Below are 13671 nucleotides of genomic sequence, written 5' to 3' on the forward strand. Positions count from 1 at the left end.
GGAGGAGAGGTTCTGACTGTGGACAGGTGTCCTGAAAGGAAGAAAAGGGTGCGGTCCCTCTGTGGTCACTCAGGCCTGACCAGCGGGACCACCTGCGCGAGGTGGTAACCGCAGATGACCCGGACCCTCTCCCCGAAAGCGGCGTCGAGGGCCGGGTCTCCGGTGTCCATGAAGAGCGTGGGGGTGGCGGCGAGTTTGCCGGGGGTGGCGACGACGATGAGGTGGTCGGGCCCCACGGCTCTCAGCACCGCAGGGGTGATCGGCCCGGTGCCCCGGCCGAGGACCGCGCCCTGCGCTCCGATCGGGCTGATGATGATCCAGGATCTTTTCGCCCATTCGAGATGTGCGAGGAGCGCCGCCTCGTCGGCATCGGCGACGACGAGTTTTCTGTCCACGATGATATCCACCCCGAGGAGGGTCGCCGTGATCCCGGCCTCCCGTGCGATCGCGGCGGTGGTGCTCCCGGCGCCGAGGACCACGCACCCGCCCGCCCTGATCAGGTCGGCCATGAACCTGGCGATGCCGGCGAGGGCCGCCGCCTCGTCCCTGAACGAGGCTTCTTTCCCAGACTGCACGCGGCCAGGAAGGAAGGGCACTCGCACCGTCGCATAAAGGCGGGCCCGCAACTCCCCCCGCCGATATGCTTCCTCATCGATGTCCATCACCTCGGCCTCGCGGAGGGCATAGTCGCCGCCAAGGACCTCGCCCACCATGGCCGGGCGGACTGCAAAGACCCCAGAGTACATCTTCACGCCTGCAGGGATGCCGAGGACAGGGATCTCTCCCGCGGCCGCGACGACGTCCCGCGCCGTGCCGTCGCCGCCGCAGAAGAGGACGAGGTCGGCCCCGGCGGCGATACAGGCCCTGACCGCGGTGCGAGTGTCGTCGGCCGTCGTCTCAGGGCCTTTGGGGACATGGACGATCCTGTAGTCCCTGACGCCCGCGGCTTCCAGGGCGTCGGCCCCCATCGGTCCGGCAGAGGTGAGGATCAGGAGGGGGAGGTTCTTGAGCGTACGGAGGGCCTCGACGGCACGTCCCTCTGCCTTCGGCACCGCCCCGCGCCGTCTTGCCTCGGCGGCTCTCCCGTCGGTCCCCTTCAATCCGACCGTGCCGCCGAGGCCGGCGACCGGGTTGATGACCAGGCCGATTATCGTCATGGATGAGGCAGGGTATGCCGTCATGAAGAAAAAAAGATGTGTCATAGAAGGAGAGGGAGTCACGCATGCCTGTCAGGAAAGGGGTCAGAGAGGGAAGGTCATGGCGAGGTCTTCCAGGGTGTGAGAAATGAACCGAAATGGTGGCCCTGTAGAACCCCTCACTTCTTCTTGGTGCAAGGGTGACTCAATCGCTTTCCCACCCGATCACGCCGGGGGCGCTGTCCCCGGAGCCTCCAGGTCACGATGGGGCCGGGAAGGCGCAAAAAATGATCATGAAGAGGGAGGTGCTGTCCCTGGCCTCTCCATTGTACACATTTCTCCTTCCTACACATGCCTGATCCCGGTGTGATCCGAGATCTCTGTATTTGTCGTGCAGAGATCGTCGACAGAGAGGGCGTGGACATCATCGTGACCGGTGAGGCGTGCGAAGGTCCTGAGCTCTTCGGTCGAGACGGTGAGATAGTTTTCCAGCATCCTGGCCGAGATATCCACCCGCAACCGCCTCCTCAATGCCGGGTCCTGGGTGGTCACCCCGACCGGGCAGGTGCCGGTGGAACAGAGGCGGTACTGCTGGCAGGCGCAGGCCATCAGGGCGGCGGTGCCGATCGCGACGGCGTCGGCCCCCATGGCCAGGGCCCTGGCGAAGTCCGCGGAGATGCGCAGGCCCCCGGTGGCCACCAGGGAGATGTCATCGGCGCCATGTCGGTCGAGGAAGGCCCTGACCCGGTGGAGGGCGAAGGGCGTCGGGACCGAGGTGGCGTCCTTCACGACGCGGGGGGCGGCCGCAGTCGCCCCTGGGCGCCCGTCGACAGTGACAAAGTCGGCGCCTGCAGGGAGGACCACCGCCAGGTCGTCCTCGATGCGGCCCGCGGCAAGTTTCACCCCGACCGGACGGCCGTCGGTGGCGTCACGTAGATGTTCTATCGTTTCCCTGAGGGTTTCAGCGTCCCTGATCTCCTCGAACCTTGCGGGGCTCGTGATCTCGCGCCCTGGCGGGAATCCCCGTACCGCCGCGATCTCGGGCGTCACCTTCTCTGCAGGCAGGTGGCCGCCCATCCCTGGTTTGGCGGACTGCCCGATCTTTATCTCGACGGCGTCCACCATCCTGAGGTCTTCAGGGGTGGTGGTGTAGTGGTTCGGGACGTACTCGAGGATGTAGCGGTACGAGGCGTCCCGCACTTCTTCAAGCATCCCTCCCTCTCCCGAGCACATCGCCGTCCCCACCGCGGCGCTCCCCCGTGCGAGGGCGAGTTTGATCTCGCGCGAGAGCGCCCCGAATGACATGTGGGTGACATAGATAGGCGTCTCGATGACAAGTGGATGGTCGGCGCGGGGGCCGATGACCGTCCTGGTGTCCACCGGTTCGTCGTGGTTAAGAGGGAGGCGTGCCAGCTGTGCCCCGAGAATAAGGATCTCGTCCCACGAGAGGACCGGACGCTGGGTGCGCATCGGTTCGACGACCGACGCGCCGGTGGCGGCGATCTGGTGGATCTCGGCCATGTGCACTTCGAGAAGGTCGGCCTCCCGCCGCCACTCCCCAAGATAGCCCTCAGCATACCCGAGGCCGTAATGAGAGACCGTGATGGCGTGGGTGGCGCCGCAGACCGGGCAGACGACTGTCTGCTCCACCGTCTTCTTCGGTTCCACCTCGACGATGTGCAGGTGGGAACGGTCTGAGCGGCATATCGGACACTGCCAGTCCTCGGGAAACTCCGGAGGTTCGGTGCCTGGAGTGACCCCGGTGGCCTGGTCACCATGTGCGGGGTCATACTCAAAGACCTGGCAGACATCACAGCGGTACCTCGCCATGCCAGTCCCCCCATCCTTACTTCCCGGCCTGATCCTTCTCCGAACCGCGGGAACAGTAGTAGATATGTTCGAGTCCCATCTTCTCGTAAACTGGGCACCCGCCGCAGATACATCCCTTTTCCGCCGTAATGCACGCACTCATTCCGATCGACGGGAAGCAGTAGCCCCCCTCTTCGCCGCAGTCCTCAAAACTTGGGCACTCGGTGCAGGTGCAGAGCGAGAGGACCATCTGCTTCTTCTCTTCCATCTCGGTCGTCATGATAGGTTTCATCCACGTCCCCCAACTCTGCCATACGCCCGGGCTTATAATAATGTTGTGATGCTCTGGAGTGCCGTCTTGATGGGCTTTCGGTGTCGTGATAGGCAGGGGTCTGGGGAGGATGAGGACGGATGGAGGGGTAGACGGTCCTGGAGAGATCCTCTGGATTGAAGTCTCTCCAGATCTCTGGCCGCTTGAATTCTTCGATCTTCTGGCTCTGGAGAACTGCTCATGAAGCGAACGCACATCTCGCGCATGTGGGGTGAACATTTCTCGTCACGTGCGTTCTCCCTCTTTTCAAGACAGGAAAACCGGTGAAGACCATGCTCACTTCACCGTCCCCTTCTCCTCCTCGTGGGAGATTCCAGGGGGTAAAAGCCTCCAGGTGCGAGATGGTGGTGAAGACCCGATGGTTGAGGTCGGCACACTCTCCCGCCAGAGAGGGTCACTGTGAGGATTTACTATGAGCATATCCCAAAACTCTCTTGGGGCAACATCTCCTCGAACTGAAATGTATTCTTCCAGAAATTCTTCAGTCTCTTCTCCGCTGGGCGGCGTGCCGCCTCCCTGACCCCTGGCGGATGGCGATTGGAGGGGAATCGCTGAAGGATAGATCTGGCAAGGGTCATCTATTCTGGATCGAGTGCATGCCGTCTGCTTCAAGGTTACCTTCATTCTCCCAATCGTGTGGCGGAGGACCGGGGGGCGGCGAGCCCCCCAGCAGAAGATATGCATTCAAAATTCCTGGAAAGGAACTCCGGTTTGAGGGAATGTTCAGACTTCAGAGAGTGTATGGATATGCGCGTCGCGAGACATGTGTCGCCGTCTCGCGCCTGGGGACTCCACCCCTGGCAGGAGCGTAGGGAAAGGTCAGAGAGTTTTGGGATGACCTTGATGATAATGATCCAGAAGATTGGCTCAATGGTCCGTGCGAAAAAAGGATCTGGCCGGGGATCACCCCACCTCTGGCAGGTGCGCCAGCGACTCCCTGATCAACTCGGCCGGGTAGTCGTAGTCAGGGAGGCCGCCCGCGAGATAGGTGTCATAACTTGCAAAGTCGAAATTGCCGTGGCCAGAATTGTTGAAGAGGATCACCTTCTCCTCCCCGGTCTTCCGGCAGGCCAGGGCGGCTTCGATCGCCGCCTTCACTGCATGGGCCGCTTCAGGGGCGACGATGACTCCTTCAGTCCGTGCGAAGGTGAGGGCCGCCTCGAAGACCTCGTTCTGGTGATATGATTCGGCCCGCATCGTCCCGGCGTCGGCAAGATGGGCAACGAGGGGTGAGACCCCGTGGTAGCGCAGCCCGCCCGCATGGATCGCCGGCGGCACAAAGTCGTGGCCAAGGGTGAACATCTTGAGGAGCGGGGTGAGCCCTGCGATGTCGCCGTAGTCATAGGCATAGAGTCCTTTCGTGAGGGTCGGGCAGGCCGCCGGTTCGACCCCGACGACCTCGGTCTCAGGATGGGTGCCGCGGAGTTTTTCCCCGGCGAACGGGAAGGCGAGTCCGGCGAAGTTCGACCCGCCGCCGACGCACCCGATGACCATGTCTGGATAGGCGTCTTCACGCGCGAGTTGCTCCCGCGCCTCGAGCCCGATGATTGTCTGGTGGAGGCAGACATGGTTCAGGACCGAGCCGAGGGCATAGTTGGTGTCGGCATGGTTCACGGCATCCTCCACCGCCTCCGAGATCGCGATTCCCAGGCTCCCCGGCGTGTCAGGATGATCGGCGAGCACCTTCTTGCCCGCGGCGGTCATCTCGCTCGGTGACGGGATGCATTCGGCTCCATAGACCTGCATCATGCTCTTCCTGTACGGCTTCTGGGCATAGGACGACCTCACCATGTAGACCGTGCACTCCATCCCGAAGAGGGCGGTCGCAAAGGCGAGGGAAGACCCCCACTGCCCTGCCCCGGTCTCGGTGGCGAGCCGCTCGATCCCCTCCTTCATGTTGTAATAGGCCTGCGGCACTGCAGTGTTTGGCTTGTGCGAACCAGGCGGGCTGACCCCCTCCCACTTGTAGTAGATCTTTGCCGGGGTCTTGAGGTGCTCCTCGAGGCGCCGCGCCCTGTACAGGGGACTCGGCCTCCAGAGTTTCAGGATCTCCTGGACCTCGTCGGGAATGGGGACCGAACGCGTGGTTGCCATCTCCTGCCTGATCAATTCGCGGGGGAAGATGGCTGCAAGGTCGTCGGGTTTTACCGGGTTTCCTGTGCTGGGGTGGAGAGGCGGGGCAAGCGGCGTCGGCAGGTCGGCCTGGATGTTGTACCAGGCCTTCGGCATCGCGTCCTCATCCAGGAGGATCTTGGTGCGCATACCACAACTGTGTGATGATCATAAATATACATTATCGTACTTTTCTCGGCATTCTGATGATCTCAGCTTCTGGCGATTTCAGCCTCTGAGAGATCGTAAAAAAATGAATAGAGTCCCTCGACCTGATTGATAGGTGAGGAAATGAGATATTCAAGAGAGGAGTTTCTTCTCCTGCCCCTGTTTTTTCTCTGACTTTTGTCTGGCCTCTTGACCGGATCACCTTTTTGCGCCGCAGAACCTCACCCGAGATCCTCTTCCCCGAAGATGAAGATCTCTTCGATCGGCGCCCCCAGTTCACGGGAGACCCGCCAGGCAAGGCGGAGAGAAGGGTTGTACTTCCCCTTCTCCAGGAAGACGATCGTCTCCCGTCTGACCCCAACTCGTGTGGCCAGTTCTTCCTGGGTGAGTCCGAGGCGGGCCCGGTATTCACGCATCCGTGTCTGCATCTGAGATCATGGGATGGTGGTCACGATACGCTCTTTGTCCAGGAACCGGGTAGCCCATGCAAGGATGCCCAGGAGGGCGGCGGCGACGGCGAGCAGGGTTCCAATCACTCCCCACCCGACCGAGAACGAGGAGCCCATAAACCCTGTCACGAGCGAGAAGGAGAAGATCACCACGAAGATGACGACCACGTTGACGATCTGGTTCTCCTTCAACCCGAGGAGGAGTTGAATAAATCCAAGTCCTCCGGTGGCAAACGCGATGTAGGCCGGCACCACCACCAGCAGGTGGACGATGATCTGGAGAGACGGAAGGACGACTCCTCCTCCAAGACTGGAGGCCGCCCCGATGATCAGCACCACCCCGATGAGTGTGAGGGCGTAGGCCGGGATGACAGTCCCGACGACCTTCCCTGCCCAGAGGTTCCTGAGCGAGATCGGGGCGCAGAGGAGGGTCTCGATGGTCCCGTCGGTCTTCTCGCGCAGGAAGACCTGGCCGGCGAAGATGTAGCCAAGGAAGACCCCGATGAGCACCGGGAACATGAAGAGCGCCTGGTCGATCGGGGCGCCTCCCTCGGTGGTACCAAGGGCCGTGATGGCCGGGGCCATCGGGAGCGAGAAGAGGACGACGACGATGATCGCCGAGATGATCGTCTGTCTGGACGTGAGGATCGCTTTCACCTCTTTTCGCGCCACGGTTATGACACTGCTCATGCCGACCCCTCCGCCTGCTGCACGGCCGCAAGATAGATCTCTTCGAGGGACCGCCGCGCCTTCCTGACCTCTTCAACGCCACATCCCGCTTGGACCAGTGCCCTGACCGTCGCCGATGCACTCCCGTCGGTGAGAGTGGCGGTGACATGTTTGCCCTCTCTTGCGACCTCGGTGATCCCGGGCACGCCCCGCATAACTTCGGCGGCCTTCTCGGCAGATGCCAGGTCCGCTAGGACGACCTCAAGGTGGGTGCCCTTCTCTCCTTCCCTCAGTTTTTCGACGGTGTCGAACGCCCTGATCCGCCCCTGGTGAAGGATGGCGACCGAGGTGCAGATCCGCTGGACTTCGGCGAGGTTGTGGGAGTTGAGGAAGACCGTCATTCCTTCGATCTTGGAGAGGTCGAGGATGAGGTCGCGGACCATCTTCTGGGCCTCAGGATCGAGGCCTGAAGAGGGTTCGTCCAGGAAGAGGACTTCGGGGTCATGGAGGACGGCCCGCGCGATCCCGATTTTCCGTTTCATTCCGGTTGAGAAGGTGCCGACAAGACTGTCCTTGCGTTCTTCGAGCCCGACAAACCTGAGCATCTCGGCGACTCTCTCTTCAGGGTCCTGGACATCATAGAGCCTCGCATAGTAGTCGAGGTTCTCCTGTGCCGTGAGCCTGTCAGAGAGCCCGTTTTGTTCAAGAAGTACGCCGACGCGCCGGCGCACCTGGTCGTCGGTCCCAAGGTCGCCGCCGAGCACGGTGGCGTCCCCTGCGTCAGGATGCAGGAGACCCAGGATACAGCGGACTGTCGTGGTCTTGCCAGCGCCGTTCGGGCCGAGGAACCCGAAGACCTCCCCTTTCTCGACAGAGAAGGAGAGGTCCTGCAGGACCGTGGCTTTATCAAAGGTTTTTTTCAGGTTGTGTACGGTTATGACACTCATGGTGCATCATCCCATTTGCCGTACCGGCGGTTTTTTTCTCATGCCTGAGCATATCTGATCGTTTCATATGTACCTTCCTTTCGGCTCTGTAGAAATCCTCTGGACAGGTATCTTTGGCGGGGCTGCACCCCCGGCCGAAGTGGTGCGAAGGCGGGCGACATCCATCCCCCCCACAATAGGTGAGGGTTTCTACATGGCCCTTCTTTCTGTCTTCATGCGGCGTGCCTGCTCTTCGCCCTGTGCCGTTCTCATTCGGCATCCCCTCTACGCGTGTACCCCCACATGAGCCCTGTCGCACTGATGCCCCTCATCAAAAACACCGTCATTAGGACCTCGGTGCCCCCGAGGTCGGGGATACCAGTGAATTCGATCAGGAAGAGCACGATGATGAGACAGAATGTCATCGCCCATGACTTCGATCGCGTGGTCTGTTCGATTTTTTCTGTCACGCTCGTCCGGGTTCTCGGCGGTCTTTCCCCGTGAACAGAGGAGAAGCCCTGTCAGACTCGTGACGATCAGGGCCGACCCGGCCACGATGACAGAGAGGACGATCCTCTCCTGGTCCCTGACGACGGCCGGGGGGATGACCCCCAGCAGGAGGAGGATCACCCCGGCAAGGAGTCCTGCCAAGCATTTACTCTTCGAGTGTTGCATCATCTCACCTCGCCCTTTCGGGATGACCCAGGACCTTCCCCTGGTCCAGATCGTTCTGCTCTTTCTTCGGAGGGTCTGTCCCACTGGTCTTTCTGATGGCTCTGCAATGGCAGGTGAGAGGATGAAAATATCCATGGTCCGGTGATCCAGGCGGAGATCTCTGTGCGGGGGGTCACGGGCGCGTCCATGACCCGGAGTGATCTCTCAGGGATCGGTGGTATGGAGTCTTTCCTTCGGGGCGTGCAGTCCCCCGCATATGTGATATATATCTCACATCCTCTATTTGGGCCTTGTGACATATATCTAACAACCCTACGAAATTCGATGAATATATACTTTGGAAAAATATATGGCAATTTATGATTGAAGTAAAACGTTTAGGTGTTCTTTCGATCGCAAAAGTTCATGCTGCAATTGCTCTTGTCATCGGACTGATAGGGAGCATTTTCTGGATCGGGATGATCACAGTGGCAGGGGTTGCCGGTGCTATGGGAGGGGTGCCTGTGGGTGGCCTGATGATGACCGGGGTCGGCGGGGTGTTGATGCTTGTGTTTCTTGTAGTCCTGTGTACAGTCATCGGGTTTATTGCCGGCGCAGTCATTGCCTTGATATACAATTTTGCCTCAGGATGGCTCGGGGGGATCGAGGTGGAACTGTCTCAGTGACATTTTTCATCAGGCCTCCTGTGTGTACAACGGTCTGAAACAGAGATCTCGTCAATGGGTTCTGGAGAGATCTTTACCCCCTTCTGGTGTGAACGTGATGCACCCCCCTTCCTACATGCATCGCGCCTGGGGGCCCTGCCCCCTGGCCCCTGGGATGACGATGGGGCCAGGGAGGCAGAGTAGACAGACATGGAGCATATCTCAAAATTTTCCGGTCTCCCTTTCGGAGAAGATGGTGATGGATGAAGGTTGAGAGATCCTCACCTCTTTGGTGCACAAACCTGTATCTATACCCCCTCTCCATGCTCGCGCTGGGGGTCGAGTGCCGCCCTGACCCCAGGGACGATGATTGGGGCGGGAAGGCGGAGCGGTGATCGTGACTCGCCCCCCTTCCCCATCATCTCATCGGGGGCGCCGCCCCCGCGAAGATGGTCATCAAGAGGGATTTTACACAGGCCCTGACCCATTATGCCGGGAGAATCGCAACTTCGACAATCCCGCGCACTGAGACTCCAGCAGCCGAAGGATACTGTATCCCTTCGGTCCAGTAATGCGTCCATGAGGTATTCTCCAGACAGAGACGCATGTCCTCGTTCCCGAACGTGTGGTCTTGGGGAAGGAAGAAGAGACGGGGGCCGTCCCGGTACGCAGGAGCATACCCGGACCTGGCACTCCACCAGGCGAGCACCGCCTCCCCCTGCCTGGGTGCGGGTGCATAGATATTCTCGTACGTCAGTTCGGTCATGTAGCCGTCCGACGCCCTCAACCTGATCTGTTCGCCCGGTGACATCCCGCCGATCAGATCGCAGAGATCAGAGATCCTCGTCCCCAACACGGCATCCTCGATCTTCACGAGATTTTTATTCTCCGCAGGGTTCCAGAGGTCTTCGGGGTCAAAGGTCGGGCCCTGGAAACGGTATGGATCTTTTTCGTCTCCCAGGGCCTCGAAGTGTGTTTCCATCCAGGAGGTGTTCACGACAGTCTCGTTCACAGGAGTGACCCCGTCCCCGGCATAACGGACGATCCTGACTTCTGGAGGTGCCGGCGGTTTTTCAAAACCGGTCAACTCGATTGCCGCGACCCCGCCAAAGACCTGGCCATGCATGCCCGCCCCGGTAAGCGCAAGGGGGCCGAGGCCCGGGTCTCCAGAGAGGAGTTCCCCATCTTTCATGTACGCCAGGAGATAGGTGTCGTTCCTGACCAGATCGGTACTATTCAGGGTGAGCGTACTGTCATCTGCAGCTGTGAACCTGACCTGATATCCTGACGCTGCGAGGTGCGAACTGAGCATTGGGTGATGAGGGGACTCCTCCCCGTCCACCAGCCCGATATAGAACCAGACCGGGACGCCGCTCCAGGTCACCCCGTTGGCATCGGTATATGCCCCGCCATGACACCGCAGTGCACTGGCATACATCGCCGGCCCGGTTGCCATCTCAGAGACGCCCCTGAGTGCGAGGGTCCAGGTCTCTGTGGTATCGTCGTGCCCGGAAAGTGTGTGTACCTTAAGATGGAGAAGAGCATCGGCTTCATCAGACCTGCAGCCCTTTGTACCATAGAAGACGACGACGTCATCGCCATCATTGAGGAGATGACTGCAGACCCCGTCCTCCGCAGAACTCAGAAGGACCGGCGCATCGTTCACGGTGCAGTTCCATTCCATCTCTTTGGTCTCGCGATATCCGGCGATCTCGGTCATCACCTGGGAGTGAAGACGGGGGTTCCAGTCCTGGTCTTCGACTGAAAGGACAAGGCCCTTCTCAGCGGTGGATGCTGCAAGGGCGCCATACAGAGTCGTATTCTCGACACAGTACTGGATCCCCGAATTGGGAGCAGAATAAAGGATGGTGCCTGCGGTGAGGTTCACCTGACCGTCATAGAGCACCTCGGGTCCTGCACCTTGCCCTGCGGAGGGAAGGAAGAATACCGCACACAATGCCGCTACAACGAGTGTGATCGATCCTAATAGGAGATATATTGTTTTTCTTTCCAAAAAATCACCTTGATTTCGTAAATACAGAATTATTACTTATCAGCATAGATAAAGGAGAGACCTTGAACCATCTCAGGGCCCTGTAGAATCCCTCACTTATTGTGTGGGGAGAATGCATGTCGCCCCCCTCCCCCTCCCCCTCCTCTATCTTCCCGCCGGGGGTTCTCGGATCCCTGAGATCACGAAGAGGTTGGGAAGGCACGTGATCAGAAGGCTATACTGACAGACCTATGAAGGGCTACCATGAAAATGATCCTGACGATAATTTCTCCGGGTTTTTATGAGAATTTGAACCGTCAAGATATCGTTGAATATTATCTGCAGATGAGAGAGACGCCCCCATCATGATCGGGATTCTGCCTTCCCGCTCTTATCGCCATTTCGGGGGTCCGGGGGAGCTGTGCGCCCCCGGCGTGAAGGTGTGGGAAGGCGCGATGATCGGATGTGCCGCCCCCCGGTCCCTTCCACGGAGAGAGGATATGCGGGGGCGGCGGGTGAGTGGTGTTCCCCCTGCGGTGTCCTGTGCGAAAGGAGGAGCACGGGTCCACACACCAGGAGACCCACGATCATGTTCAATCGCGTATGCGTGAGCCCTCAGTTTCATGCTTGATTCTACAGAGCCCACTTCAGGGCATCACAATCCTGGCCACACTGGCACACCCTTCATGACCCCACTGGAGGGAGACGACCTTCGTGATCTGCGAGGGGTCTCTATGCTTTGAGCAGATCTCAAGACTCTCTCAGGATGACCTCATGGTAATCCCTCATAGCCCTGTCAGAGACTTCTCTGGTCACGTGCTTCCCCCTGATCGCGCCAGAGGTGCACCCCCGCCTGAGGGTGTGGGAAGGCGACGAATGCGTGGTTGTCTCCTGTAGAATGGAAGACTTCTCTACCATTATTCATCGCTCTCTTCGAAGAGTATATGCATGGGGAGTTTTGGGCTGTCCTCTTTGCTGGTCATCACACCAGGCAAAGATCTCATGCTCTCTTCGCAACCTTTTCATAACCCTGCACCATATTCACGGGAACCGCGGGGGGCGGGCACCGGTGTTTCCAGACTTCAAACCGAAACCGGCATTGAGCAAGGCCGAAAAGAAGCGAGGTCTCTCCATGGTCCTCTGGGACGGCCTGGCCACCCAGGCGATGGTCACCCTCACCGGTGGGATCTTCCTCGTCGCCTTCGCCCTGGAACTGGGCGCATCCAACACTGTCATTGGTCTCCTCGCCGCCATCCCCCCACTTGCCGAACTCCTCCAGGTCCCGTCGGTTTATATCATCAGAAAACTCCGGAACCGGCGGCTCATAACCGTCACCGCTTCGACCGCCGCCAGGCTCTTCTGGCTCCTCATCGCCGCCATCCCTTTTCTCTTCGGGACAGGGTCGGGGGTCTGGGTGCTGGTCGGGGCGATGCTCTGTTACTCGACCATCTCCTCGATTTCGCACTGCTCCTGGAACTCCTGGATGCACGACCTGATCCCGCAGCAGAAAATCGGAGCCTTTTTCTCGCGCCGGATGGGTCTTTCGACCGCCGTTGCAGTACCGCTCTCGGTCGCCGCCGCCCTCTTCGTCGACACATTGGAGGTCAGTCCTGGAGGAGAGATTACGGCCTACGCCCTGCTCTTTTTTGGGGGATGCATCGCCGGGTTGATCGGGGTACTCTTCCTTGCCAGGACGCCCGAACCGGTGCTTGGCGAAGACCTGGAGCCCAACTTCGGTGAGATATTGAAGGAACCCTTTGCCGACAAAAATTTCAAGAACCTGCTGATATTCCTTGGGTCCTGGAACTTTGCGATCAACCTCGCTGCCCCCTTTTTCACCGTCTATATGCTCCAGCGGATCGGGCTCGACATCTCCTGGGTGATCGCCCTTGCCGTGATGAGCCAGATCGTCTCCATCATCTTCTTCACGGTCTGGGGCGAGGTCGCCGACCTCTTCAGCCATAAATCGGTTCTCCAGATCAGCGGTCCGATCTTTATCCTGGCCATCATCGCCTGGACCTTCACCACCCTCCCCGACACCTACGTCCTCACCGTACCCCTCCTCATCGCCATCCACATCTTTATCGGTCTCTCGACCGCGGGGGTCACGCTCTCGACCAACTACATCGGCCTCAAACTTGCCCCCAAGGCGCATGCGACCTCATATCTCATGGCCTCAAGCATCACCACCTATCTCGCGGCCGGGATCGCCCCCATTCTCGGCGGAGTCTTTGTCGACTACTTCGCCTCGCGCGAGGTCGCCCTCACCATCACCTTCAGCGACCCTACAGGCGTCCTCATCCTCCACCCCCTCGACTTCCAGCACTGGGACTTTTTCTTCTTCTTTGCCTTCCTCATCGGGCTCTACTCTCTCCATCGCCTCTCCTTTGTCAGGGAGGAAGGCGAGGAGAAGAAGCGGGTCGTCGTCCACGAACTCTTCACCGAGGTGCGTCGGGAGATGCGCAACCTCTCCACTGCCGGCGGCCTGCGGATGATGGCCAGTCCTCCGGTCTCCGAGTACCTCAAGCCCCCGAAGAAGGCAAAGAGACGGCGCCGTCCGGTCTGGGAGGAGGAGGCATAGTGAGACGGCATGTTGCGGGGGTGTTTGCATCAGGTCTGTGGAATTCTTATTCATGATCGCACATGGTTGGGGCCTGACCGTTCGAAGGGTTTCGAGGTTTGGGGGTGACGGTTCCCAGGACCGTCCAGTACAGTCTGCGGGGGCGGGCGGAAATTGAACAGTGTCCCTGCCAAGATGT

The 13671-nt window shown here is 59.8% G+C and carries 10 protein-coding genes; 2 read left to right on the forward strand and 8 right to left on the reverse strand.

All coding sequences use genetic code 11. The annotated features are described in order from the left end of the window. Nucleotides 1–65: 65 nt before the first annotated feature. The 7 genes from J2129_RS11255 to J2129_RS11285 all read right to left on the reverse strand — a co-directional run bounded on the left by J2129_RS11255 (nucleotide 66) and on the right by J2129_RS11285 (nucleotide 7621). Nucleotides 66–1157 carry an ATP-NAD kinase family protein gene (locus tag J2129_RS11255; RefSeq protein ID WP_209630953.1) on the reverse strand — a complete coding sequence of 364 codons (1092 nt, stop codon included), beginning with the start codon at nucleotides 1155–1157 and terminating at the stop codon, nucleotides 66–68. A gap of 324 nt (nucleotides 1158–1481) precedes the next feature. Next, nucleotides 1482–2966, reverse strand: coding sequence for a glutamate synthase-related protein (locus J2129_RS11260; RefSeq protein WP_209630954.1), 1485 nt, complete (start codon nucleotides 2964–2966; stop codon nucleotides 1482–1484). A gap of 16 nt (nucleotides 2967–2982) precedes the next feature. After that, on the reverse strand, nucleotides 2983–3237 hold the full coding sequence (locus tag J2129_RS11265; RefSeq protein WP_245320756.1) for a DUF2769 domain-containing protein: 255 nt from the start codon (nucleotides 3235–3237) through the stop codon (nucleotides 2983–2985). A 942-nt stretch (nucleotides 3238–4179) separates the two neighbouring features. Continuing rightward, nucleotides 4180–5538, reverse strand: coding sequence for a TrpB-like pyridoxal phosphate-dependent enzyme (locus J2129_RS11270; RefSeq protein ID WP_209630955.1), 1359 nt, complete (start codon nucleotides 5536–5538; stop codon nucleotides 4180–4182). 239 nt (nucleotides 5539–5777) lie between these two features. Beyond that, the gene (locus J2129_RS11275) at nucleotides 5778–5984 is read right to left on the reverse strand and encodes a helix-turn-helix transcriptional regulator (protein WP_209630956.1); all 207 of its coding nucleotides are present in this window, start codon (nucleotides 5982–5984) and stop codon (nucleotides 5778–5780) included. 6 nt (nucleotides 5985–5990) lie between these two features. After that, nucleotides 5991–6695: an ABC transporter permease subunit gene (locus tag J2129_RS11280; RefSeq protein ID WP_209630957.1), complete on the reverse strand. Its 705-nt coding sequence runs from the start codon at nucleotides 6693–6695 to the stop codon at nucleotides 5991–5993. Continuing rightward, complete coding sequence (locus J2129_RS11285; protein ID WP_209630958.1) at nucleotides 6692–7621, reverse strand: ABC transporter ATP-binding protein; 930 nt, start codon at nucleotides 7619–7621, stop codon at nucleotides 6692–6694. Before J2129_RS11285 ends, J2129_RS11280 begins: the two co-directional genes overlap by 4 nt. 1013 nt (nucleotides 7622–8634) lie before the next feature. Between J2129_RS11285 and J2129_RS11290 the strand changes: the two genes are divergently transcribed. Then, on the forward strand, nucleotides 8635–8940 hold the full coding sequence (locus J2129_RS11290) for a hypothetical protein (RefSeq protein ID WP_209630959.1): 306 nt from the start codon (nucleotides 8635–8637) through the stop codon (nucleotides 8938–8940). Between the two features lie 466 nt (nucleotides 8941–9406). Here J2129_RS11290 and J2129_RS11295 read toward each other — a convergent pair whose 3' ends face one another. Beyond that, nucleotides 9407–10825, reverse strand: coding sequence for a hypothetical protein (locus J2129_RS11295; protein WP_209630960.1), 1419 nt, complete (start codon nucleotides 10823–10825; stop codon nucleotides 9407–9409). Between the two features lie 1156 nt (nucleotides 10826–11981). Here J2129_RS11295 and J2129_RS11300 point away from each other — a divergent pair. Then, on the forward strand, nucleotides 11982–13493 hold the full coding sequence (locus tag J2129_RS11300; RefSeq protein ID WP_348632321.1) for an MFS transporter: 1512 nt from the start codon (nucleotides 11982–11984) through the stop codon (nucleotides 13491–13493). Nucleotides 13494–13671 lie beyond the last annotated feature (178 nt).

It is taken from the genome of Methanofollis sp. W23 (assembly GCF_017875325.1).
Taxonomy (GTDB): domain Archaea; phylum Halobacteriota; class Methanomicrobia; order Methanomicrobiales; family Methanofollaceae; genus Methanofollis.

Coding starts and splice junctions, on each gene's coding strand:
- J2129_RS11255 (WP_209630953.1), bottom strand. CDS start 1,157: ATGACGATAATCGGCCTGGTCATCAACCCGGTCGCCGGCCTCGGCGGC.
- J2129_RS11260 (WP_209630954.1), bottom strand. CDS start 2,966: ATGGCGAGGTACCGCTGTGATGTCTGCCAGGTCTTTGAGTATGACCCC.
- J2129_RS11265 (WP_245320756.1), bottom strand. CDS start 3,237: ATGAAACCTATCATGACGACCGAGATGGAAGAGAAGAAGCAGATGGTC.
- J2129_RS11270 (WP_209630955.1), bottom strand. CDS start 5,538: ATGCGCACCAAGATCCTCCTGGATGAGGACGCGATGCCGAAGGCCTGG.
- J2129_RS11275 (WP_209630956.1), bottom strand. CDS start 5,984: ATGCAGACACGGATGCGTGAATACCGGGCCCGCCTCGGACTCACCCAG.
- J2129_RS11280 (WP_209630957.1), bottom strand. CDS start 6,695: ATGAGCAGTGTCATAACCGTGGCGCGAAAAGAGGTGAAAGCGATCCTC.
- J2129_RS11285 (WP_209630958.1), bottom strand. CDS start 7,621: ATGAGTGTCATAACCGTACACAACCTGAAAAAAACCTTTGATAAAGCC.
- J2129_RS11290 (WP_209630959.1), top strand. CDS start 8,635: ATGATTGAAGTAAAACGTTTAGGTGTTCTTTCGATCGCAAAAGTTCAT.